We start from the raw sequence: 25,953 nt of genomic DNA on the forward strand, positions 1-25,953 counted from the left end.
GCATACGGTGTATGCTTCCATTTTTTTGATATAAATTTTGACAAAAGGAATGGAAAAATTCGATCTTGTACTGGTGGGTACCGGGTTTGCCTCAAGTTTTTTTTTAAGGAAATATCTTGAAAAATCTCCTCCGGGTAATCGTGTCCTCGTATTGGAAAGGGGAATAATGTACCCTTATGCAGAACGGCTAAAGGTTGCAAGGGGAGAGCAATCAGATGTATTTGAAAAAAGAGCTAAAACAGGCGATACCTTTATCAACAATAACGAAGATAAAGTATGGATGTTTGATCCAAATTTTGGAGGTAGTTCTAATTGCTGGACAGGCTGTACCCCAAGATTTTTACCCAATGATTTCAGGATTAAGTCGCTCTATGGTGTTGGTCAGGATTGGCCGATATCCTATGATGAATTAGAGCCTTACTATACTCAGGCTGAAGAAATAATGATGATCGGTGGCCCGGATATTACGCCGTTTCCCAAAAGCAAACCTTACTCCTTGCCACCGCAAAAACTTTCTTCCATAGATAAATTAATTCAGGCTAGGTATAAAGAGCTATACATTAGTCAGCCATCTGCCCGAGCTACTGTAGCAACGGGTAACAGGAATGCGTGTTGTACAAGCGCGGTTTGTGGATTATGCCCGGTAAATAGTAAATTCACTATTGAAAACACATTGGGTTATTTATATGCCGATTCAAGAGTGACGATACGCTATGGTTCGCAGGTGCATCATTTGCTCACAGAGAATGATAAGATAAAGGGAGTAGCTTACCAATACGATGGGAAAGACTACGAAGTATATGCTGAAATTGTTGCTTTGGGTGCGAACCCAATCTTTAATGCACATATTTTATTAAATTCGGGTGATACCAATCCGAAAACAGGAAAAGGCCTGTGTGAGCAAAGAGGAACATTTGTCTATTTATATTTTAAAGATATTGATAATGTTGGTGGAAGTTCGATTATTACGGCTAATGGGTACATGCTTTATGATGGAGACCATCGAAAGGATGAGGCCGCTTGCATTATTGAGAGCTTTAATACACCCTTTATTCGGAATGAGCCCGGAAAGTGGCGGAGAATAGCAAAATTAAAATTTATATTTGAAGATCTGCCTGACGACAATAATAAGATTGTTTTGAGTGATAATCTCTTAAAACCAAAAGTTGAATATACTAAGCATAGTTCGTACGTAGATAAGGCAATGAATAATTTGAAAGGTAATATTGATCAAATATTTTCTTTCTTGCCAATAGAAAAAATTGAGATGGATGGCTATTTTCAGAAATCTGAATACCATATTTGTTCAACTGTTCGGATGAGTAATTCAAAAGAGGATGGTGTTGTAGACAAAAATCTCATCCATCATCAGTATAGAAACTTATTCGTTTTAGGAAGCGGGGTTTATCCAAGTATCACTCCGGCAAATCCTACGCTTACATTATCTGCATTATCATTAATGGCTGCGGATAAAATCTTCTAATAATAATTTTATTTTGGAATAATGAAAAGAAGAAATTTTATTTGGTTATTAACGGCAGGCGCCGGAGGTGTAGCCGCCGGAGGATATGTTTTTTTTGAAAATTTTGAATCATTGGTACGTAAAATTCTAATAAAAGATACCTCTTCCCTGAATATTTCTGCAGCAGAAATTGATAAATATCTGTTGGCTTCAAGAAAAAATAAAAGCTTGGTTAATGGACTGCCATTTCCCAATCAGCAATTATTGAAATGGCATTATTATCTTGATAATCCATTGTTTTCTCTACCATATAATACAAAGTATACAGTAGACCGTAGCCGGATTGTGGGGGATTTTCTGCTTGCAACAGACTTTTTTAATAATAAAATGGACACTAAGAAACCTGTTAAATATATAGATGTCTACGACCCCTACCAGAAGCCGTGTTCGAACCCATTTTCCAATCTGTTTTATCCCGATGCATAGCCTACACCTGAGTGGTGTTTAATATGTAAACTATTGTAGAAGAGATTAAATTATTCAACGCTAATTTGCCTTCTTATTTTTTCAGGCTTATCTTTATTCTTTATGACGGATATTTATCCAGATAAAGATCATATCACTTCTTACGCTCCTCTTTTCGCAGAGATCATCATCCCTTTAGCGCTCCCCAAAAACTATACCTGGCATATACCTTATCATTTAAAAGACAAGGCAAAAGCAGGCTGTCGGGTAGAAGTTGTTCTGGGGAAAAATAAAAAATATGCAGGTATTATTAAACGGCTGCATGGCAATAAACCCGTGGCATTTGAACCAAAGGATATTTTGAATGTGCTGGATGCTGAGCCTATTGTGTTTGAGCAGCAGATGAAATTGTGGGAATGGATAGCCCAATATTATATGTGCAGCGAAGGAGAAGTGATGGCTGCGGCCCTGCCTTCTTATTTTAAACTGAGCAGTGAAACGATTTTAATGTGCAATGAAGAATATGGGGACGATTTTTCCACCCTTGACAATGATGAATATATTATTGCAGAGGCGCTCCATATAAAAAAGGAATTACGGCTTACGGAAGTACAGCAATTGCTGGACGCTTCACATGTATATCCTGTTATTAAAAGATTAATTGAAAAAAAAATATGCTTTGTTTGGGAAGCGCTCAAAGAATCGTACAGTGCAAAAAAAGAAACCTATGTTGTTATTAATCCTGTATATGCAGATGACGATGCACTGTCCGGCCTGATGAATAACTGGGGACGGGCGCCAAAGCAATTAGAGCTGTTACTTAGCTATCTGCATCTTACAAAAACAGAAGGCGAAGTTACCAAACCGGCACTCTTAAAAAAATCGGGAGCGTCTGATGCGCAGTTGAAAGGACTGGTAGAAAAAAATATTTTATGGCTTGAAAAACGCACAGTTGATCGTTTGCGCTACCTGCCCCTTCATATTAATGTAGATTTTAGTTTAACTCCTGCTCAGCAGGAAGTGTTTGAAAAATTGAATGGATTATTTACAGAGAAACAGGTTTGTCTTTTGCATGGCATCACCTCAAGCGGTAAAACACAAATATATATTAAGCTAATAGAGCAATACATTAGCCAGGGAAAGGAGGTGCTGTATTTGTTGCCGGAAATTGCACTAACATCACAGATTATCCGCCGGCTGCAAAAACATTTTGGCGGATATATCGGCATTTATCATAGTAAGTTTAATCAGAACGAGCGGATTGAGATATGGAATAAAATTAAAACCGGGGAACTAAAAATAATACTTGGCGCCAGATCCTCTCTTTTTCTGCCGTTTACCAACCTTGGTTTAATTGTAGTAGATGAAGAGCATGATACTTCATTTAAGCAGTACGATGCTGCTCCCAGGTATAATGCAAGAGACAGTGCTGTTTACTATGCCACGCTTTTTGGATCGAAAGTTTTACTGGGTAGCGCAACGCCTTCTCTTGAAAGTTATTATAATGCGTTGCAAGGCAAATACGGCTTAGTAGTATTAAATGAAAGGTATGGAGGCGTTCAGCTTCCCGCAATTGAAATCATAGATACAAAGCAAATTGTGAGAAAGGATAAGTCGAAGATCATACTCTCTCCGCAATTAAAGAAAGCAATGGAAAGCGCTTTGGAGCGTGATAAGCAAATAATACTTTTTCAAAACCGCAGGGGATATTCACCTTACCAGATTTGTGCTGTTTGCGGATGGATTCCGCAATGCAAGCACTGCGATGTTAGTCTTACCTATCATAAGCTCAGCAATAAGCTGGTTTGTCATTATTGCGGAACAACCTATCCCAATGCTGCCACATGCGCAGCATGCGGAAACCATACTTTTGTACAGCGTAACTTTGGAACAGAGAAAATTGAGGAATACCTGGAAGAAAATTTTACAAAAGCAAGGATTGCAAGAATGGATGTTGACAGTGTAAAAGGCAAACATGCGCATGATAGCCTTATACAATTATTTGAACAGAAACGTATTGATATCCTTGTTGGAACACAAATGGTAGTAAAGGGACTGGACTTTGAGCATGTTAGTCTTGTTGGCATATTGGATGCGGATAGCATTTTAAGTTTTGCTGATTTCAGGGTAAATGAGCGGGCCTTTCAATTGATGGAACAGGTGAGCGGACGGGCGGGCAGAAAAAAAGAACAGGGCAGGGTAATGATACAGGTGGTTAATACTAAGCATCCGGTACTTCATTTCGTGCAGCAACACGATTATGCAGCGTTTTTCAGGCATGAGATCGAAGGGCGCGAACGTTTTTTTTATCCTCCCTTTTCCCGGATTATTCTTATTACATTCCGGCACAAATTAAAAGAACGCACTGCGGAAGCGGCCCAGTATTTTGCTTTGGGTTTACAAAAAGAGTTTGGGAAGTATATAATTGGTCCGGCTGAGCCTCCTGTTAACCGGGTGCGTAATCAATACCTGATGGAATTGCTGTTGAAAATTCCCAAAGACACTGCTTTCATCAATAAGTGCAAAACCGCTATACAAGGCCAGGTCGTTCATCTGCATCAAAATAAGACATTCCGGAGTGTAGTAATTATTATTAATGTAGATGCAGTGTAACTCATACCACAACCTTCTTTACTAGGGATAAATGAAAAGCTATAACGCATATAGCATGCGCTCGCTTCCCCGTAAAGTGCCAAAAATTCTGGCTAATCCCCGAAGAAAGAAGACCGTTAATTAACCATTATTTCTATTGTTGCGCCTATGCCCCTTTCGGTAATAGCATCGCATTGTGGTTTAAGTTCATCGTATTCGCCCTGTTTTACCGCGTATTTGCCTTTGAAATGAATAATATAGGCGCATTGCTCTGCCTGTTCGTGTGTGTGACCGCAAACCGCTTCCAGTGTTTCAATAACCCACTCAAAGGTATTCACCTCATCATTCCATACAATAAGCTGGAATGGTTTTTCGGTTATAACCAGCGTTTCTTTCTCTTCTGCTGTGGATGTGTTCCCAACCGGCATAGTTGATTATTTTCTTTTCAAAATTAGGATTTACTGACCAATTGTAATCACCTTCCCCGAAAACAGTATACTGCATTTTCTAAAACAACTATTTACATAATATAGTATTGATATGGGGTACAATATAAATTACCGCTCTGCAATATTTTATTATTTTTGACAGCATTTCAATAAATGGATAACTGTGCCAAATTATGATACTATTAAATGGCTTTACTTTTCCTTTAAATGATCCGATTCCAATTTTCGTTATCGTATTATTTATTATTTTGCTGGCGCCTATTTTACTTCGTAAATTACGAATACCCAGTATTATTGGTTTAATACTGGCGGGCATGGCAATTGGCGATCATGGCTTTAACCTCATAGCCAAAGGCAGTATTGACTTATTTGGCAAAGCAGGGCTGTTATATATCATGTTTCTGGCCGGTCTCGAATTAGATATGGCAGAGTTTAAGCGGAACAGGTATAAAAGCCTGGTTTTCGGATTCTTTACATTCATTATCCCGCTGGGACTGGGTTTTTTATTATGTTATTATCTCCTGCATTTTAATTTTATGGCTTCATTGCTGGTATCCAGCATGTTTGCTACACATACGCTGGTAGCCTATCCTTTAGCCAGTCGTATGGGCATTGCCAAAAATGAAGCAGTAACCATAACGGTAGGAGGTACTATTATTACAGATACGGCCGTTTTATTAATACTGGCTGTAATAACGGGTTCCATAAAAGGCGAATTAAATCAGCAGTTCTGGCTTAAACTGGGCTTTTCTTTCCTGGTATTTGCTTTAATTGTGCTTGTTGGATTTCCGTTGGTAGGCCGCTGGTTCTTTAAGAAAATAAAGGATGACCAAACAACACATTTTATATTTGTATTTGCAATGGTTTTCCTGGGCGCGCTTTTAGCAGAGTTAGCCGGGGTGGAAGGTATTATCGGTGCCTTCCTTGCCGGGCTGGCGCTGAATCAGCTAATACCACATACTTCGCCATTAATGAATCGTATTGAGTTTGCGGGCAATGCTTTATTTATACCATTTTTTTTAATAAGTGTAGGCATGCTGGTTGATTTGAAGGTTTTACTGAAGGGCAACGAAGCGCTGATCATTGCCGGAACACTTACAGCTATGGCGCTCTCTACCAAATGGGTTGCGGCGTTTATTACACAAAAAATGCTCAGGTTCTCCGCAATTCAGCGTAATGTAATGTTCGGGCTCAGCACTTCTCATGCGGCAGCTACTATTGCTGTTATTCTTATAGGGTATAATATGAAGATCATTGATGAGCATGTTTTGAATGGTACTATTATCCTGATACTGGTTACCTGCACGGTTGGTTCCTTTATAACAGCGAATGCTGGGAAAAAACTGGCCATTGTAGAAGCCGGTAAAATACCCGATGTAATTAATATGCAGGAGCGCATACTTATTCCCGTTATTGATCCCGACAAAACCGATGACCTGCTGGATTTTTCGGTGATGCTTAATACACAGCAGCAAAAAGTACCCATATACATGCTTACTGTAATGCAGGATGAAGACAGGCTGAAAGAAAAAGTAGCATTGAACAATAAGAACCTTGAAAAAGCGGTAAAGCATGGTGCGGAAACCGATACCAAAGTGCAAACAATTACCAGGGTAGACCTGAACATGGCAAATGGTATTGCCAGGGCGGTAAAAGAAATGCTTATTTCCGATGTTGTTATTGAGTGGTCCAACAAGAGCAACACGGCAACCGCCTTTTTATTCAATTCTTTATTTGGCACAACAACGCAGAATATTCTGAACAGTGTATGGGAAACGGTTTTCATATGCCGGTTTAAGTACCCGCTTAACACAACAACTAAAATTGTTCTGGTACTAACTAAAAACGCGGAATATGAAATTGGATTTCATCATTGGGTAAAAAGGGTTATCGCATTGTCGAAGCAGGCGGGTGCCCGCATCCAGGTATGCTGCGCGCCGGCTACACAAAAAGCTTTTGCGAAAGAGTTAACTAAAAACCGTGGAAGCGCAGAAGTTTCTTACCGGCATTTTGAAGAAGTGGAAGATTTTTTGGTGCTGGCAAGAGAAATACACAGTAATGACATGATTATTGCTGTAAGCGCCAGGAAAGGAACGATATCTTACCATTCTTATATGGAAAATTTACCTGGAAAGCTGTTAAAGCATTTTGAAAAGAACAATTTTATACTTTTATATCCCGAACAAAGACAGGCAGAGTATAGGGAAACCGGTGTGCAGCCGGAAGACCTTGTACTTACTCCTATACAGGACCAGATAGATAACATTAATAAACTGAGCAGGGCTGTGAAAAAGATTTTTAAAAAATAAATTTTATCATTGTTTGCTTTTGCAGATTAAATTTGATGCCATCATATGAATTTACAACCTATTCAGCGTGTTGAAGGTTTAACGAAGCAGGAGTTTACTGAACGATTTATCAGAACAAAAACGCCTGTTATTCTTAAAGATTTTATTAAGGGGCCTGCCGTAGATATTTGGAATTATGATTATTTTAAAGAAGCGGCCGGCGACCTTATTGTGCCGGTACATGGCAGCGAAAACGCTCATCCCGATATGGTGCATAGCGCCCCCATGGCCAAAATGAAATTCAGTGAATACTTAGATCTTATACAGCGCGAACCCACTGAATCGCGTTTATTCCTTTTTAACTTGCTAATAGAAAAGCCGGAGATAAGAAAGCAGTTGGTTTTTAATAAAATAACCGATAATATACTTACCTGGTTACCGCTTATGTTCTTTGGTGGCGGCGGTTCCAGTACCCGCAATCATTTTGATATTGATATGTCGCATGTTTTTCTTACCCAGTTTCACGGGCAAAAAAAAGTTACTTTATTCCCTAATAACAACTCTTCGCTCCTCTATAAACTCCCCTATAACTTTCATGGTATCGGCGATATGAAAAACCTCGATTTTGAGAAGTACCCGGCATTAAAGTACGCGAATGGCTGGGAGTGTGTATTGAGCTTTGGTGAAACATTATTCATGCCGGCGGGTTACTGGCATTATATACAATATGTAACGGGAGGATATTCTGTTAGTGTACGCGCCTTATCATCGGCCCGCGACAGGGTTACGGGTTTCAGCAATCTTGTATTTACCCGCAATTTTGATAATGCCATGAGAAAACTGCTGAAGGATAAATGGTATAATTATAAAGTGAAGGAAGCGCACAGCAGGGCCGAAAAAGCTATTCAGCGGATGGAGCAGCAAAACAGTCATATATAGCAGCCCCGTTAAAATTCTACTACGGCATACGCTTTGTTGTCTACATAAGGTCCGCCCGGGTGGCGGGCGGTATAATCCAGGTTGATCCAGTAGTTGCCAGATTCCTCCCTGTAGTATAAGCCTGTGAAGTTTTCTGAAGCAAATAAGTGGGTGATAGCTTCCTGCAATTCAGTAAAATTTTTTTTATCGCCGCAATATAGCTCAGGATATACATGATTTTCGGTTAACACCATCCTGCATTTGGCCCCGATAGCTTTAAGGCCCGATATCATTAAAATAGTATGATCGTCACAGTCTCCGCCCATACCATTTTCAATGGTTTCCCTGGGCGATGCAAAATACTCATCACGGTCGGGATCGGCCACATATTTGAAATTATTATTGATGTACTTAAAAAGAGAAAGATAACGAACCTTAGGCCCATATTTTTTATGGTAATCATCAAAATATTCAATAGAGTGATTTACGGCAAAGTTCCGGGTAACGGAATCTTTAGGATTAATCTTCGACCGCAGCCCTTTTACTGCCTTTTCCACTCCCGAATCAAACAGGTCGGGTTTAATAAGGTACAGGTCTTTTTCTTTATTGTCTCTGATATCCCAGCTTTTTACTACCAGGTTTTTATAATCAAGGATCATATTCCCAAGGTTATATCCTTCCGTAAGCTGGTTGTATATTACAAAGCCTGCCACTAAAATAAAGGAAGGAATAATAAGCGGTCTGAATATCCATAAAACAAGTCTCACCAAAGCAAATGCGGCAATAATGGATATTAATAAATCCACATTCCAGTAACCTATAATAACCGGAGGAATAAAGCGATTGATCAAAGGCGCCAAAGGAAGTATGGTGAGTAATCCTATGACGTTTAATACAAGGCTTCTTGCAAAAAAATGTGTATTGGCGTTTTCTCCCATTGAATGTAATAATAACGCAAATTGCAATGTATTATATTATACGTCTTGTTAAAAAAAAAGCGAAAAGATATACACATTCCTGTAAGGACATTACCTGCCGGATAAAGCGCGTAAATAGTATCTTTTTTTATCACCTGCTCATTCAGGTAAGTACAGGTTAGTTCCAAAATGGAATTGCATTACTTTCGGATATATTATTCAGTGCCTTCCCCTTATTAATGATTTCACAAATGACAGTAGCATTATTTGTGCCATGTTATATAGACCAGTTTTATCCGCATGTTGCCATTGCCACCCTGCAGGTATTGGAAAAAGCCGGGGTAACCGTTGTATATCCTCCAAAGCAAACCTGCTGCGGGCAGCCCATGGCCAATTCCGGCTTTGAACATTTAACCCGGGGTTGTAATGAATTGTTTGTGAAGAATTTTACCGGTTTTGATTATATCGTGTGCCCCTCAGGCAGTTGTGCACTGCACGTTAAACAACATTTGCATGATGCTGAAAACGAAAAGGAAGCAGAACATATAAGAGCACATGTATATGAGCTAACCGAATTTTTAACCGATATAGTGCAGGTTGAACAGTGGAATGCCCGGTTTCCCCATAAAGTGGGCATGCATCAAAGCTGTCACGGACAGCGCGGATTAGCGCTTTCGCATATGAGTGAATTGGTGGCCGAACCTTTTTCAAAGCCCGGCAAACTGCTCAGTATGGTGGAAGGGCTGGAAATAGTGGAATTATCCAGAACCGATGAGTGCTGTGGTTTTGGCGGCACATTTTGTGTTGCGGAAGAAGCGGTTAGCGTTAAAATGGGTAAAGACAGAGTGAATGATCACCTAAGCCGCGGCGTAGAATATATAATTGGCGGCGATGTAAGTTGCCTGATGCATATGGATGGTATTTTACGCCGGCAAAAAAGCAAAGTACAGGTAAAGCATATTGCTGAAGTTCTGAACAGTCATTAACATATTAGCATTGTCATATAATCATATACCATGAGCCAAGGAAATAAAGAAGATCATGCGGCGCTGGCGAAGCGGTTTAATGCGGATGAGCCACGGGTAAACTGGCACGATGAAACGTTGTGGTGGGTACGCGCCAAACGCGATAAAGCGGCGCATACTTTGCCGGAGTGGGAGCAATTAAGAGAAGCGGCTTCGCAGATCAAGAACAATGTATTATCAAATCTCAGCGAATACTTATTGCAGTTTGAGGAAAGAGCCAGAGGCAACGGCGTAATTGTGCATTGGGCTGCCGATGCAAAAGAGCATAATGAAATTGTGTATCATCTTTTACAGGTGAATGGAATAAGCAGGGTTGTTAAAAGTAAGTCTATGCTTACGGAAGAATGTCACCTCAACAACTATCTGCAAAACCAGGGTATTGAAGTAATTGATACCGATCTGGGTGAACGCATCGTGCAATTGGCGGAAGAACCACCGAGCCATATTGTGCTGCCCTGCATTCATAAAAAGAAGGAAGAAATAGGCGAAATATTTCACCGGCACCTGGGTACGCCGGCCGGCAATGCCGATCCTCAGTTCCTCACAAATGCCGCCAGGCTTGATTTAAGGGAAAAATTTTTGACCAGGCGTGCGGCAGTGACCGGAGTTAATTTTGCCGTGGCAGAAACCGGCGAATTTGTGGTATGTACCAATGAAGGCAATGCCGATATGGGCGCTCACCTGGCCGATGTGCATATTGCCTGTATGGGTATTGAAAAGATCATACCGCAACGCAAACATTTAGCCGTTTTCTTACGTTTGCTGGCCAGAAGCGCTACGGGGCAACCGGTAACCACGTATTCCAGTCATTTTAAAAAACCTCGAAAAGGAAAGGAAATACATATTGTGCTGGTAGATAATGGACGCAGTGTACAATTGGGGAGAGTAGATTTCCGCAATTCTCTTAAATGCATACGCTGCGGCGCCTGCATGAACACCTGCCCGGTGTACAGGAGAAGCGGAGGGCATAGCTATCATACGGCTATAGCAGGACCTATTGGTTCTATACTTGCACCGAACCTTGATATGCGTAAATATGCCGACCTGCCGTTTGCGTCTACATTATGCGGATCGTGCACCAATGTGTGCCCGGTAAAAATTGATATCCACGATCAGTTGTACAAATGGCGGCAGGTAATAGTAAAAGAAGGATACGCTTCTGCTGCTAAAAAAATAGCTATGCGGGGAATGACCTTTACCTTATCCCATCCGGCGGTATATCAGTTGGCGGGCAAAGCAGGCAGGTGGGTAATGGGCAAAGTGCCGTTTATAGTAAATAATAAATTGAATCCCTGGTATAAGCAACGCGAAATGCCGGAGCCTCCGAAGCAGTCATTCGGAGAATGGTATAAAAAGAACAGGAAGGGAGATGAATGAATTTGTAGTTTAGTGTTTGTGGTTTATAGGTTGACAATTCCTTCGGATTTCTAATTTTAGTTTTCGAATTTGTCATTTGAATTTTATTTGGTTTTTGTATCTTATTATTTGAGATTTTTTATTCACACTATAATGAACAGCAGGGAAAGAATTCTTGGGGCAGTAAAAAACAATCAGCCGGCGCAAAGCGCCCTTCCGGAGCTTCAATCTTTTTTGCGCAACAGTGAAGGTACACTTCAGCAATATGCAGCTACTTTAACTGCCATTGGCGGAGTAGCGCATATCGTAAACAGTTATGCCGAAATTGAAAGCATCATCGGGCAGGAATATAAAGGAGCCCAAAGAATAATATCTCTCTGTAAAGCGCTGCCTATGCCCGGAAATCAAATAAAATATGATGATCCGCATGAACTGGAAACGGCAGACCTTGCTATTATAAGCGCAGCATTTGGCGTGGCTGAGAATGGGGCGGTTTGGATTACAGATGATATGCTTCCGCAAAGAGTGCTCCCTTTTATTACACAGCAGTTAGCTGTTATCATTAAAAGAACCGATATTGTTCCAACCATGCATCATGCCTATGAAAGAATTGGGAATGCGGATTATGGTTTCGGTGTATTTATTGCCGGACCTTCTAAAACAGCCGACATAGAACAATCGCTGGTATTGGGCGCGCATGGACCCAAAACCATGCGTGTTTTTATATTATAATAACTTCACTTTATGTCATTAAAATTACCTGCCGGTTTATTGATGCTGATGCTGGTCTGCCATGCGTCTTTTGCACAGCAAACGATTCCCTTATATGAAAAAAATATTCCGGGGGCATTAAATGTTCCCAATGAAGAACGCTATGATTCGGTTAATGCGGTTGCTTTTAAAGTGTTTACGCCAACACTAACCGTTTATCTTCCGCAAAAGGAAAATGCAAATGGCGCGGCGGTTGTAATTTGTCCGGGTGGTGGCTATGGCGGCCTGGTAATGGGTAAAGAGGGGTTTGCTATTGCTGAATATTTCGCAAAGCAGGGTGTAGCGGCGTTTGTATTAAAATACCGCTTGCCGGATGATAGAATTATGAAGGATAAAAGTACAGGCCCATTACAGGATGCGCAGCAGGCGATTAAATTAATAAAACAACATGCCCGGCAATGGAATGTGGATACGGCGAGGGTTGGTATTATGGGATTTTCGGCAGGCGGACACCTGGCTTCTACTGCGGGTACTCATTTTAATCATCCTGTTATTGCCGTTAAACCACAGGTAAGTGTTCGTCCTGATTTTATGATATTGGTATATCCTGTCATCAGTATGACAGACAGCCTGGGGCATCGTGGATCGAGGAATAACCTGCTGGGTAAAAATCCGTCACCCCAAAAAATACAATTGTTTTCCAGTGAGCTGCAGGTTACAGCCCAAACGCCACCCGCTTTTTTAATTCATGCGGGCGATGATAAAGCAGTGGATGTTGACAACAGTATTTCTTTTTATGAAGCATTGCGGCACAATAAAGTGCCTGCAGAAATGCATATTTATCCAAAGGGTGATCATGGTTTTGTTTTGAAAATGCCTGTGGAAGAGTGGATGAGCATTTGCATAAAATGGATGAGGCATAGCGGGTTTCTGTAATGGTAAATAACCGTCCTGCCCCTAAGTACAGGATGGTTGTGCAAGCGAAGTTGTTTATCTTTAAAATATCATTAACGATCCCCTGGGTTATTATGCTTGCCCATAATGTACATAGCGATACCAAACTGCTGCAGTCATTGAAGTCCGGTGACCAGTCTGCATTTAACGCACTTTATGAATTATACGCTGCATCGTTAACGGGCTATGCGGCTTCCAGGGTAGCCTCTCTTGAAGAAGCCAGGGATATCATACACGATCTTTTTGTATATATATGGGATGAACGGGAGAATATTGCAATTACCACTTCCTTCAAATCATTTCTTTTTGCTGCTGTGCGGTATCGCATTATTGATCATATCCGTAAAAATATCACACGCCGCGAGTATGCAGAGATGACGCAGCGCCTTACTAATGATTTTATTAATAATGCAGAAGATGAATTGACTGCTAAAAATCTTAATCAAACAATAGAGCTCGCGGTCAATAACCTCCCGCTGCGTACCAAAGAAATATACCGGTTGAGCCGGCATCATCAATTGGCTGTTAAGGAAATCGCATGCCAGCTTCATCTTTCTGAGCAAACCGTAAAAAATCAGCTTACCACCGCGCTCAGTTACCTGCGTGCTTCATTGGAAAGACTGGCTATATTGGGTGTATGGGTATTATTACATTAATGTGATGTAATCATCAATTTTTTTCTATTTTTTATAGTACCATTACTTTCCTCATCCGACTACTTCCTGTATTAGTTTCCCAAACTGGTTTTACATTCATATAATGCCATAGTGCAAATGAGTATTTCGCAGATCAAAAGTTTGTTAGACAGCTATATTGCAGGCAGCGCCACGCAGCAGGAGCAACAATTGGTGGAGCAATGGCTAGAAGAAAGTGACCAGCAAAACACGGAATGGCATCTAATGAATAATAAGGACAAAGCGGCATGGCTATTACAACTTTACCGTGATATTGATAATAGTATTACCCCGAAAGATGCTGGCCGGCAGGATGATGATACCATAGATTCATCCCTTGTATGGTATAAGAAATTTTGGGTTCCTGTGGCGGCCATGCTTATTATAAGTATTGGTACAGGTATTTATTATTTTTTGCTTCCTCAACACGAAAAGACAATACCGGTGAGCGCTGCCGCTCCACAATTACAGGAAGATGCGCTTCCGGGAACCAATAAAGCGATACTTACGCTGGATAACGGGAAAACAATATTACTGGACGATTCACAAAATGGTATGCTGGTAAAGCAGGGCGGTACTGCCGTGAGCAAGCTGGGAGGAAATTTAATGTACAATACAAAAGGCAGTGATGATAAAGATGCGCCGGCAGTGTTTAATACATTAACAACACCACGCGGCGGGCAATATAAACTGGTATTATCGGATGGAAGCAAAGTATGGTTGAATGCGTCTTCATCTATACGTTATCCTGCCTCTTTTGCCGGTGATGAAAGAAAAGTGGAAATAACAGGCGAAGTATACTTTGAAATAAGTCATCTTACTGCTGAGACGTCAAAGGGGAAGGCAGCGAAAAGAATACCCTTTAAAGTAAAAATAAATACGCCGGGCAGAAACGGAGCGGAAGTTGAAGTGCTGGGTACCCATTTTAATATAAATGCTTATGATGACGAAGATGCAATAAGCACAACCCTGCTTAAAGGAAGTATAAAAATATCGCCATCCAAACCGAAAGAAAAATCATTGGAGGCTGTTATTATTAAACCGGGGCAGCAGGCCAGGCTTAATAAAACCGGGTCGCTGCAATTGCTGAAAGACGTGAATCTGGAAGAAACGGTAGCATGGAAGAATGGATTATTTATGATGAGCAGCGCTGCTATCCCTGCTGTATTGCGCCAGTTAGCACGCTGGTACGATGTTGATATAGTTTATGATAATGGCATACCGGAAGGACGTATCACCGGTGATATTCCCAGGGATATGAATTTATCGGAAGTATTAAAAGTAATGGAACTAAGCGGGGTTCATTTTAAAATTGATAACAAAAAGATTATCGTGAACCCGTAAAAGATAAACTTATTATTAGTAAAAGCGTGAGCTGAAAAACCGAAGTCCCGCAGCAACGGAACTCCGGCAAGTATTCAGGTTAACCTCTTAATAATAATCGTAGCGGATCATTTTATTCATTTAACCTAAACTAAGCAAAACTATGCGATTGATTGCGTTTCGCAAAGCATTATCCTGCACGAGGCGGGTGCGTATGTTTCTTCATCCCAAAACATGGCTGATTATGAGGTTGACCATTGTTTTATTAATTGCTGCCTGCATGCAGGTGCACGCCAGTGGATACGCCCAGCGTATTTCCTTATCAGCGCAAAATACTTCCCTCGAAAAAGTACTGCAAAAGATCAGGAAGCAATCAAAGCTTCATATGGTGTACAGGGAAGAATGGCTGGATCTTGCCGGGAAAGTGACCTTATCACTTAAAGATGTTTCCATTGAAGAGGCTTTGGAAGCCAGCTTCAAAAACCAACCATTAACTTATGAACTGGTTGGCAATACCATAGTAGTAAAGAAAAGGGAGCGTTACAATGTTGCCGTTCCTTTGCCGCCTGCTGTTGCAGAAGTTCCGGCCATTGTTATTACAGGCCGGGTAACAGGCGGCGATGGGACCCCTCTCGGCAATGTAAGTGTTATATTAAAAGGCAGCACAACAGGCGTAACCACCGATGCCAATGGTTCATTCAGCATCAATGTACCCAATGAAAAAGCAGTGCTAGTATTTTCATCTGTTGGGTTCCAGATACAGGAGCTTACCGTAGGCAATAGAAAAAATATTGAGATCGTATTATTGCCTGCTGTTTCTGAATTGGAAGATGTGGTGGTAGTGGCATATGGCTCGCAAAAGAAAGTATCGGTAACCGGTGCTGTTTCTTCTGTAAATTCCGATGAGCTCAGGCAAAGCTCTTCTGCAAGCCTTGCCAATGCTTTGGCAGGAAGACTCTCGGGATTAACCTCCATTCAGTCGGGCGGTGGCCAACCTGGCCGCGATGACGCTACCATGTATTTGCGTGGGGCTGCTACTACAAACGGGCAGTCACCGCTTATTCTTATAGATGGTGTGCCAAGAGACAATATACGAACACTGGATCCTAACGAGGTAGAGTCTGTTTCTATTTTAAAAGATGCTTCTTCAACAGCCGTATTTGGGGTAAGGGGTGCCAATGGCGTTATCCTCATCACTACCAAACGTGGATCCATAGGAAAAACAAAGCTGACCATTAATGCTGAACAGAGTTTTACTTCCTTCACCCGCGAACCAGAGCGCCTTCATTCGCTTGATTATATGCGTTTGAGAAACGAAGCAGCCGCCAATGATGGCATTACGGATATTCCTTTCCCGCAGGAGGTAATGGATAAATATGCCAACCCGCTTGCCGGGCTTGATCCGAATGATCCTGATTACGAAAGCAAGGCGGCGCTTAGAAGATATATCTATCCCGACCACGATTATTACCGTGAATATATTGCACGCTATTCCCCGCAAACGCGCGTAAACGTAAGCGCCAGCGGCGGTACCAGTAAGCTCTCTTATTTTGTGAATGGTGTATACCTTCACCAGGGTGGCAACCTCAAAACAGAGCCGGAATCGGTGCTGGGTTATGATGCTTCTTCCTGGATGGATCGCTATAACTTCAGGGCCAACCTGGACTATAAAATAACATCTAACCTTAAAGCATTTTTAAATATCGGAAGCTATATTGAACAGGTGAATATGCCTGCCGCCTGGCTATACGGAAATGATACCCACTGGATGATCACAGATCTTATTTACCAGGCGCAAACCATTCTTCCCATAACGCCCGGACCAACTACTATTGATGGCTATGGTGTTGCACCGGGTCAAATTGTAGACCCGGGTTATATGGATCGTTCAGCCTTTGAGATCATGAACCGTTTTGGATACCGCAACGAAGTAAGATCTAATTTGAATAGTTCCTTTGGACTGGATTGGGATTTAAGTGAAACCGTAACAGAAGGGTTAAGCATAAAGGGCATGATTTCCTACGACTCAAAGGCAACCACTGCCATGCAGGGAAGCAAATCGGAACGGCTTTACCTTGCTAATGTTAATTACGAAACAGACGAGTTAAGCTATGCCATTAAACGTTCCGATGAAAGCCTGCTTTCATTGGTGAAAGGAGCCGATTCGCGTTATAATATTAACCTCCAGGGTTCTGTTAACTATAAGCGACAATTCGGAAATCACGATGTTGGTGGTCTGGTTCTGGTGCAGCGCGATAACTGGGAATCAACACTCGGAGAAATACCATTCAACGTATTGGGTGTTGCGGCAAGAGCAACCTATGGTTATGATAACCGCTACCTGGCCGAAGTAAATATGGGCTACAACGGTTCAGAACAATTTGCACCCAGCCATCGCTTTGGCTTTTTTCCCGCGGTATCTGCAGGATGGGTAGTGAGCAATGAGGCATTCATGCAACCTTTCTCAAATGTTGTTTCCAACCTTAAATTCAGGGCCTCTTATGGTAAAGTGGGTAATGACAGGATGGGCAATGCCCGCTTTCTATACCAGGATAACATTACTATGGGGGGAGGGCCACTGGGTAGTTTAGGTTTGGGGCAGGGTGTTAACCAGGGACTTTTGGGAAATCCAAATATAAGCTGGGAAGTGGCCGAAAAGCAAAACTTTGGTGTGGATTTCGGTCTCTTCGGTGACCTAAACATTTCCTTCGATTATTTTTTAGAAAACAGGAGCCAGATACTGATTTCCAGGGGAACGATTCCTGAACTGCAGGGTGTGCCGCTAGGCAATATTCCGAAAGCAAATTTGGGACGGGTTGATAACCGGGGTTATGAAATTGAACTGACCTACAACAAGTCGCTCTCTAAAGATTTTTCCTTAACAGTTAGAGGCAATTTTGGCTATAATCATAATACGGTGAAGTTTGTAGATGAATCCATGCGCGATGACACCTATGCATATCAATACAGGAGCACAGGCTATGCACTCGGGCAACAATGGGGCTACAAAATTGACTACAGCAATGGCAACGGCTATTTTAACAGCCAGCAGGAACTGGATGCCTATCTTGCCAAAACGGCCTATGGTTTTGGCGTACCCCGTTTGGGCGATTTTATATACCAGGATTTAAACGGCGATGGCACCATTGATGCCAAAGATGAGGCGCCCATTAAATACACCAGCATCCCTGGTATGACCTATGGGTTTTCGTTGGGTTTGCGGTATAAGGGCTTTGATTTTACAGCATTTTTCCAGGGTGTAGGACGATATTCCAGTATGTTTGGCAGTCCACAGGGTGTATATGAATATATTATACGCGGCACCTATTTCGGCTATCACAAAACCGCGTGGACGCCTGAACGTTATGCCAGCGGCGAAAAGATCACTTACCCTGCTTTAAGCACACATACTACCACCAATCACCGGGCGAACGACTTCTTTATTATGAACCGCGCCTTTACAAGGTTAAAGAATATTGAACTGGCATATACGCTTCCCGCCAGATCCCTTACAAAAATTGGCGTACAGGAACTGCGATTGTACGTAAGCGGACAAAATCTTATTACCTGGGATCATTTGCCTTTAAATCATCTTGATCCGGAAAATGTAGGATCAATAGATTATCCTGTAACCAGGATGGCAAATATTGGCGTAAACATTACTTTCTAACAATTTAGATAAAGCAATTATGAAAATTAAACAAATCATATTATTGTTAATCGTGTCGTTGCTTACACTGGAGTCCTGTAAAAAGGCGCTGGATATGGCGCCCGACGGAAAGGTTACGATGGATGAAATTTTTTCCGACAACGATAAAACGGCTGCATTTCTGAACAGTTGCTATAATAATATGCCGGCAAAAGGAACCCGGTACTTTTTCTGGAGCCGCGGACCTGTGGTATGGAGTGATGATGCCTGGGATACGGATGCGGAAGCGGAGTCCTGGATCATGGCAGGACGCATGTACAACGGCGATGCATCTGCCGGCAGTCACCCGATAACCAATATCAGCACAGATGCAGGCAATGGCGACTATTGGGCAAGATATTGGAGCGCTATACGCAACTGTACTATTTTTATCAGCCGCATTGATGAAGCTGCTGTAAAAAATGAAGCTGACCGCAGCCGGTGGAAAGCTGAAGCACATTTGCTGAGGGCATACTATTACGCTGAATTGCTGAAATGGTTTGGACCCGTTTTACCTGTTAGCCGTGAACCTTTTGAGTTTTCGGATGACTTTTCTAGCCTTGAAAAAGCAAGTTATTATGATGTGGCCAAGTTTATTATGGAAGATTGTGATGTGGCCATAAATACAGCAGAATTACCCTGGAGAATTACCACCAATGGTGAAGCAGGGCGTGTTAATAAAGCCATGGCCGAAGCCATCAAATCGAAGATGATCCTCTTTGCAGCCAGCCCGCTTAATAATGGTGGCGCCAATTACTGGCAGGAAGCATACGAGGTTAATAAAGCTTCACTTCAAAACCTGCGCAGCAACGGCTATGAATTATACAACAAAGTAAATCTGCCCCAAACCTATCTTTCCGATGTTGCTTTTATAGGTCCTGATAAAAATGAAAAATCAGCGCTCTACAATGAATACTTCACACAAAACATGGCGTATACAGCCAATCCTGTAGATAAAGAAACGATATACCAAAGCAGGGATGGTCAGGGAAACATCTGGAATATTGATGGCATAGGCGCGCAGGACGGTTATAAATCCGGCACCTGCCCCTCGCAGGAACTGGTAGATTCCTATGAAACGATTGACGGGAAGCCTGTTCTTAATCTTGAAAATCCCTACCTCGATGAAAAACATCTCCAGCCCAACTACAATACGGATAATACTTTATATGATCCAAACGATCCTTACGAAAACCGTGACCCCCGTTTTTATGCATCCATTTATTATAATGGGTCTAAAAGAAAATGTTTCTGGAACTTTTCTGAAGCGGCGGAATCACCTGAAAATTACCCTGCGGGCATTGGTAACCGCACAAGAATTATTGCCACTTATGTTGGCGAACCGCAAACAGGCATTAACGCCACTGTAAGAAAAGCTACCCGCACAGGATATTTCGAACGCAAGTTTTTGCATCCCAATTCAGGAGGAGATAACCCCGTGGGGGGCGCTAACTGGAAACTATTCCGCCTGGGAGAAGTGATCCTCAATTTTGCAGAGGCTGCTGCAGAAGCAGATCAGTTAACAGAAGCTGCTGATGCTGTTAATGAAATAAGAAGAAGAGCAGGAATGCCTGATTTACCGGCCGGACTTTCAAAGGATGAGCTCATCCGGCGCATTCGCAATGAGCGCAGGGTAGAACTGGCGATGGAAGAAAACCGCTATTTCGATATACGGCGCTGGACGGAACCCGGTGGCGATCTGTCTAAAACAGACAGGTGGATCACTGCTATGGAAATCAAGCGCAACAGCAATGGTACCTATACATATGGCCGCCGCACCGTACGCGATTCGGAGCGCAAATGTTACACCAATAAATTTTTATGGGTGCCCATGCCGTTGGCCGAAGCCAATCGCCTGCTTTCTATTACAGGAGAAAACTGGCAGAATGCAGGTTGGTAAAAAGTAAACAGGTTTAATTGACTTACAACGATACATACATGCAACATACATCAACGATAACGATCAAAACAATACAGCTGCTTGCATTTTTGCTGATATATTTCTGCGGATCAGCACTGCATGCACAAACACCATCCACCACTATAAGTGGCAAGGTTACCGATGCATTTGGTGAACCGCTTTCGGGGATACTAATCAATTCCTCAAACGGAAAAAACGGAACATCCACCGGCAGAAATGGCGAATACAATATCATTGTGGATGATAACAGCGGTATACTTTTTTTTTCCGGCAGGCGCTATACTGCTCAAAAAATAGCAATTGGTGACAAAGAAAATATCAATATCAAACTCCTGCAGGATATATATGGAAGAGATGATGTGATTGAACTGGGCTATACATCTCAATTGCGAAAGGAAGTTTCCGGGGCAGTGTCTTCCATTACAGGTGAGGAACTCGAAAGCGCTCCTGTTGCCAACTTTACGCAAACTTTGGCCGGCCGGCTTGCAGGCCTTACCACGCAGGAAACATTTTCAGAATTATCGCGTGCCAATACCAATTTATATGTAAGAGGTCTTTCCTCCGCCCGGTTAAATGGACCATTGGTTATTATAGATGGAATTATATGTGCTTACAACAGCAATCAAACGCTGGAATATATATCTCCCAATGAAATTGAATCGGTTACCCTTCTTAAAGATGCGTCTACTCAAGCGTTGTATGGCATACAGGGTGCTAACGGGTTAATTGTTATTAAAACCAAACGCGGCAGAAAAGGTGAGTTGCAGATCAAAGGAAGATTCGACCAGTCTGTACAACAGGTAACCACAAAACCTGCTTTTTACGATGCTGCCAGCTATGCGGAAATGAGAAACCAGGCTGCGTTTAATGACGGGCAGGGTCAGAACTATTTTTATTCCCCTGAACAAATTGAAAATTTTCGTTCGGGTGCTAATAAAGATTTGTATCCGAATAACAACTGGTACAACCAGTACATGAAAGACATGGCATCCATGCAGCGTGCCAGTGTTAATTTATCGGGTGGAAACGATAAGATACTTTTCTACTCCAATATCAATTTCATGCATCAGGGCGGGCAGTTTAAAACGGATCAATCCAAATACAACCCCAATGCAAACAATGTATGGTTTAACTACAGGTCCAATGTAGATATGACCATTAATAAATACCTGAAAGCTTTTGTACGGCTGAGTGGTAATATTAAAAGAGAACGTACGCCCGGCGCCAGCAATGAAGCTGTTTACAGCAGCATTTTCCAGATACCTTCAAATGTATATGGCCCGGTTACGCCGCCCGAAGTTGATAAGGGCACTGGTGAAGTGATTGATGATGGCGGTAAGGTTATCACAACAGAAAGAGTAGCTTCTCCTACATATGGCATGCTTAACCGTACCGGTTACCGAAGACATACAGTAACCAATATAACTTCGCAGTTTGGGCTGGATCTTGATATGGGCTTTCTTACCAAAGGATTAAACCTGAGTGGTGTATTTGCTTATCAAACCAATTCCGTAGGCAGCTTGTCTACCACGCAAAATTATGAACGCTGGGTAAGAACAGATAATGCCGATACACTGGCATTTATTAAAAAAGGCGGAGAAACCAATACACCGCTTGCATATAGTAAATCGCATTCTTATTATTACCATCTTACCTATAATACCGCTTTGAATTATAAGCGCGATTTTGGCAAACACAATATTAGCGGCATGGCCTATATGTTCTATCAAAATCTTACAAAAGCCGATGTGAGTTCACCGTGGTTGCTTCCTTATAACCGGGTGAGCTCGGGCGTTGAAGCTACTTATGGGTATGATAACAGGTATTTAATAAAATTTGATGTTGGATATTCAGGATCGGAGCAGTATGAACGCAGCCAGCGTTATATTGCAACACCTGCTGTATCGGCTGCATGGGTAGCCTCTAATGAAGCTTTTTTGCAGAACACAGCGTGGTTAAGTAATCTTAAATTAAGAGCCTCGTATGGCAAAACGGCCAATGATCAAAGTGGGCTTAACCGTTATGCATATCTCGACAATGTAACCGTAAGCGGGGGAGGCCCAATCGGCTATCTCCAGTATTATATTAATGAAAATCAAAGAGGCAATCCTTATATCCAGGCGGAGATTTCTACGAAGAAAAACTTTGGTATTGACCTGGGTTTGTTCAATTCAATTTCTGTTTCTGTAGATGTATTCAACGAGAAGATGGAGAACATGATTGTAAGCGCGGTATCTACCATACCCAGCTACCAGGGCATTCCGTTGAATTTTTATCCGAGTACCAATTCCGGAACATTTAAAAACACGGGATATGAAATTGTTGCCAGTTATGATAAGGTGGTTAACCGCGACCTGTCTTTTTCGGCGGGTGGTATGATGAGTTATGCCAGGAATACACTTGTGAAAGTAAATGAGGCTACCAAAACAACGGATTACGCCTATATAAAATGGCAGGAAGGATATTCTTATGGACAGCAGTTTGGTTACCAGGTTGATTACAGCAATGGTAACGGCTTCTTTAATACACAGGCCGAATTAGACAACAGCAATCTGGAATACGGTTTTGGCAATCCACGATTGGGCGATCTTAAATATAAAGATCTGAACGGAGACAGTAAAATTGATGACCGCGACCAGGCGCCTGTTGGCACAGGAGCATTACCGCGGGTAGTGTATGGAATACATGGAGGATTTAATTATAAGGCATTCGAGTTAAATTTTCTTTTCCAGGGCGTGAGCAATTATTCAACAATGATTGGTGGCACAGGCATTTGGGAAACTTCTTTCGATGGCGTATTTGGAGCTTTGCATGCCAATGCCTGGACGCAGGAGCGGTATGATAACGGAGAAAAAATTAGTTCACCGGCGCTTTCTTTGGCTAAAACAGTTAATCATGAAGCAAGCGATTATTATATCTATAACCGCGCTTACCTGCGACTCAAAAACCTTGAGTTGGCCTATACGCTGCCCGCGTCTTTGGCCAATGCCATTACAGCAGAGAAAGTAAGATTCGTACTGAGCGGGCAAAACCTGGTTACATGGGATAAAATGAAGTCGGATGATTTTGGACCGGAAGGCGGCGGTTACTCTGCATTCCCTGTTTACAAAGTATACAACGTGGGCATTAGTGTAACCTTTTGATGGAGGACAATTTATTAATCTGGATTTTTAATAGCTCATTACATGTGCTAAAATCAAAATAAAAATCTACACATGAAATGAGCCGTGATAATGCTTATCACTAACCAGGATGATTATTTGGCGAATTCCATTTGGCTAAAAAAATAAAAAATAAACAAATGAAATATTATTATAAAATCATTATTTCTTCCATATTCCTGCTTGTTCTATTTTCCTGCAACAAGAAACTGGATCTGCCCAGTGATGGCCGGATTACCATTGACCAGGTATTCAGCGATTATAACAGAACGCGTGGATATCTTAATTCCTGTTACGGGCATTTACCTGCTCCTTATATGGACAGGGCTTCGTTTACAGATGAAGCGCAGGATGCAGATGACATTACTTCCGGTTCAAGATATACCATGTGGTATGGCGGTAATATTACTTCCCAAACCTATGCCCTGTATTCTTCGGATGGAAGCCCCTGGGCACAACTTTTCCAGGGAATCACCAAGTGCAATACATTTATTGAAAACATAAGAACCGCTACGGTATATGCCAGCGAGGAAGTGAAAGCAGGATGGACAGCGCAGGCGCATACCTTAAGGGCTTTGTATTACCTGCAATTGATCAAGCGATATGGTGGTGTACCTATTTTTGATAAACCTTTGGATATCCTGCACGATTTTAGCAAAGACAACCGTGCTACGTTTGGAGAGGTGGTGAAATTTATTATGGCCGATTGCGATTCGGCGCTGGCTGTACCCAATACACAAAATGGGTTTTCCTGGAACATTTACGATAACCAGTTTGGTATTATGAGCCGTGCTGTAGCATATGCTATTAAATCGCAGGCAATAACGTATGCCGCCAGCCCCTTATGGGCCGATGGCACTTACAGTTGGGCAGATGCGGCCCAGGTAACGGCTGAAGCTTTGCAGCAGTGCCTGGCAAACGGATATAAACTCTTTGATGAAGTACCTGCCTCCGGCATTGCACAAAACTCTTACGCGTTGTACTTTTTTACAACATCCAACGATCAGCGTGCTGTGGATAAAGAAACCATATACCAGGGTGGTGGTCAAATGCAGGTATGGAAATTTGCCGGGCTGCCCAGTACCCCGGGCATGGAAAAAGCAGGCCCATGTCCTACGCAGGAACTGGTAGACAGTTATGAAATGGCCAATGGCGAAGCGCCCATCAGCGGGTATTCAGATGCCAGCCGCCTGATTCCCATTGTCAATCCTGCTTCAGGATACGATGAAACAAATCCCTATGCCGGCCGCGACCCCAGGTTTTATGCTTCTATTTATTACAATGGTGCAGTGCGGAACCTGGATCAGCCCGCCGGGAAAAAAGTAGAAACATATGTGGGTGGTGAAGAAGAGATATCAGCACTAAACCGTAAGCATACACGAACCGGTTATTACCAGCGTAAGTTTAATAATTATAAGTCTGGACAAAACAATGACGCCGACGGTGCTATACGGTTGTTTCGTTTGGCCGAGCTGTACTTAAATTTTGCAGAAGCCGCTAACCAGTCTGTTGGGCCGGATGCAGCGGTTACAGCCAACGGACAGTCCATGACGGCAAGAGAAGCCGTAAGTGCAGTAAGGGCAAGAGTTGGAATGCCTGCTTTTCCGATAGGCATGTCTAAGGAAGATTTTGATAAAAAATACCGTAATGAACGAAGGATAGAATTGGCATTTGAAGAGCATCGTTTCTTCGATGTTCGCCGCTGGAAAATATTAAACCAGACAGATCAGTTTGTTACAGGTGTTGAGATCACGAAAAATGGGGCAGACTTTACATACAACCGCTTCAAATTTGAAGACAGGGATTGTTCGTCAGATAAATACCTGATGTACCCCATTGACCAGGATGAAGTAAATAAAATAATCGGTCTTTCTGATGTGAACTGGCAGAATCCGGGATGGCTGGATTAGTGTGGTGAGTAGGGAGTGGTGAATGGTGAATAGTGAGACGTGAAAGGTGAGACGTGAAAGGTGAGTGGTGAGAAGAGAGACGTGAGAAGTGAAATGTTGAGTGAACAACATTATTGAAACAGACATGATGTTTTTTGAA

Annotated in this window: 17 protein-coding genes; 15 read left to right on the forward strand and 2 right to left on the reverse strand. The window is 42.2% G+C overall.

Annotated elements, in window-relative coordinates; translation table 11 throughout:
- The first annotated feature begins 49 nt into the window (after positions 1-49).
- The 3 genes from VL121_RS14760 to priA all read left to right on the forward strand — a co-directional run bounded on the left by VL121_RS14760 (position 50) and on the right by priA (position 4,540).
- The gene (locus VL121_RS14760) at positions 50-1,483 is read left to right on the forward strand and encodes a GMC family oxidoreductase (RefSeq protein ID WP_325406645.1); all 1,434 of its coding nucleotides are present in this window, start codon (positions 50-52) and stop codon (positions 1,481-1,483) included.
- Between the two features lie 21 nt (positions 1,484-1,504).
- Positions 1,505-1,948: a hypothetical protein gene (locus VL121_RS14765; RefSeq protein ID WP_325406647.1), complete on the forward strand. Its 444-nt coding sequence runs from the start codon at positions 1,505-1,507 to the stop codon at positions 1,946-1,948.
- Positions 1,949-2,050: 102 nt separating this feature from the next.
- Complete coding sequence (priA, locus tag VL121_RS14770) at positions 2,051-4,540, forward strand: replication restart helicase PriA (protein ID WP_325406649.1); 2,490 nt, start codon at positions 2,051-2,053, stop codon at positions 4,538-4,540.
- A 116-nt stretch (positions 4,541-4,656) separates the two neighbouring features.
- Here priA and VL121_RS14775 read toward each other — a convergent pair whose 3' ends face one another.
- On the reverse strand, positions 4,657-4,947 hold the full coding sequence (locus tag VL121_RS14775; protein WP_325406651.1) for an ATP-dependent Clp protease adaptor ClpS: 291 nt from the start codon (positions 4,945-4,947) through the stop codon (positions 4,657-4,659).
- 194 nt (positions 4,948-5,141) lie between these two features.
- On the opposite strand from VL121_RS14775, the gene VL121_RS14780 reads away from it, so the two are divergent.
- Positions 5,142-7,277, forward strand: coding sequence for a cation:proton antiporter (locus VL121_RS14780; RefSeq protein WP_325406653.1), 2,136 nt, complete (start codon positions 5,142-5,144; stop codon positions 7,275-7,277).
- 45 nt (positions 7,278-7,322) lie between these two features.
- Positions 7,323-8,195, forward strand: coding sequence for a cupin-like domain-containing protein (locus VL121_RS14785; protein ID WP_325406655.1), 873 nt, complete (start codon positions 7,323-7,325; stop codon positions 8,193-8,195).
- A gap of 8 nt (positions 8,196-8,203) precedes the next feature.
- Here the strand turns inward: VL121_RS14785 and VL121_RS14790 are convergent, their stop codons facing one another.
- Positions 8,204-9,139, reverse strand: coding sequence for a transglutaminase domain-containing protein (locus VL121_RS14790; RefSeq protein WP_325406657.1), 936 nt, complete (start codon positions 9,137-9,139; stop codon positions 8,204-8,206).
- Between the two features lie 203 nt (positions 9,140-9,342).
- Between VL121_RS14790 and VL121_RS14795 the strand changes: the two genes are divergently transcribed.
- The 10 genes from VL121_RS14795 to VL121_RS14840 all read left to right on the forward strand — a co-directional run bounded on the left by VL121_RS14795 (position 9,343) and on the right by VL121_RS14840 (position 25,814).
- Positions 9,343-10,077, forward strand: coding sequence for a (Fe-S)-binding protein (locus tag VL121_RS14795; RefSeq protein ID WP_325406659.1), 735 nt, complete (start codon positions 9,343-9,345; stop codon positions 10,075-10,077).
- Between the two features lie 30 nt (positions 10,078-10,107).
- Positions 10,108-11,493, forward strand: a complete 1,386-nt coding sequence (locus tag VL121_RS14800) for a lactate utilization protein B (RefSeq protein WP_325406661.1) — start codon at positions 10,108-10,110, stop codon at positions 11,491-11,493.
- Positions 11,494-11,625: 132 nt separating this feature from the next.
- On the forward strand, positions 11,626-12,204 hold the full coding sequence (locus VL121_RS14805; RefSeq protein ID WP_325406663.1) for a LutC/YkgG family protein: 579 nt from the start codon (positions 11,626-11,628) through the stop codon (positions 12,202-12,204).
- A gap of 12 nt (positions 12,205-12,216) precedes the next feature.
- Complete coding sequence (locus tag VL121_RS14810) at positions 12,217-13,119, forward strand: alpha/beta hydrolase (protein WP_325406665.1); 903 nt, start codon at positions 12,217-12,219, stop codon at positions 13,117-13,119.
- 38 nt (positions 13,120-13,157) lie between these two features.
- Positions 13,158-13,793, forward strand: coding sequence for an RNA polymerase sigma factor (locus VL121_RS14815; protein ID WP_325406667.1), 636 nt, complete (start codon positions 13,158-13,160; stop codon positions 13,791-13,793).
- A 117-nt stretch (positions 13,794-13,910) separates the two neighbouring features.
- Positions 13,911-15,155, forward strand: coding sequence for a FecR family protein (locus tag VL121_RS14820; protein WP_325406669.1), 1,245 nt, complete (start codon positions 13,911-13,913; stop codon positions 15,153-15,155).
- Between the two features lie 223 nt (positions 15,156-15,378).
- Positions 15,379-18,804 (forward strand): TonB-dependent receptor, encoded by a 3,426-nt coding sequence (locus tag VL121_RS14825; RefSeq protein WP_325406671.1) that lies wholly within the window; start codon positions 15,379-15,381, stop codon positions 18,802-18,804.
- A 19-nt stretch (positions 18,805-18,823) separates the two neighbouring features.
- On the forward strand, positions 18,824-20,722 hold the full coding sequence (locus VL121_RS14830; RefSeq protein ID WP_325406673.1) for a RagB/SusD family nutrient uptake outer membrane protein: 1,899 nt from the start codon (positions 18,824-18,826) through the stop codon (positions 20,720-20,722).
- Between the two features lie 38 nt (positions 20,723-20,760).
- Complete coding sequence (locus VL121_RS14835) at positions 20,761-23,886, forward strand: SusC/RagA family TonB-linked outer membrane protein (protein WP_325406675.1); 3,126 nt, start codon at positions 20,761-20,763, stop codon at positions 23,884-23,886.
- Positions 23,887-24,044: 158 nt separating this feature from the next.
- Complete coding sequence (locus tag VL121_RS14840) at positions 24,045-25,814, forward strand: RagB/SusD family nutrient uptake outer membrane protein (protein ID WP_325406677.1); 1,770 nt, start codon at positions 24,045-24,047, stop codon at positions 25,812-25,814.
- Positions 25,815-25,953: the final 139 nt, after the last annotated feature.

This window comes from Agriterribacter sp. (assembly GCF_035497235.1).
Classification (GTDB): Bacteria; Bacteroidota; Bacteroidia; order Chitinophagales; family Chitinophagaceae; genus Agriterribacter.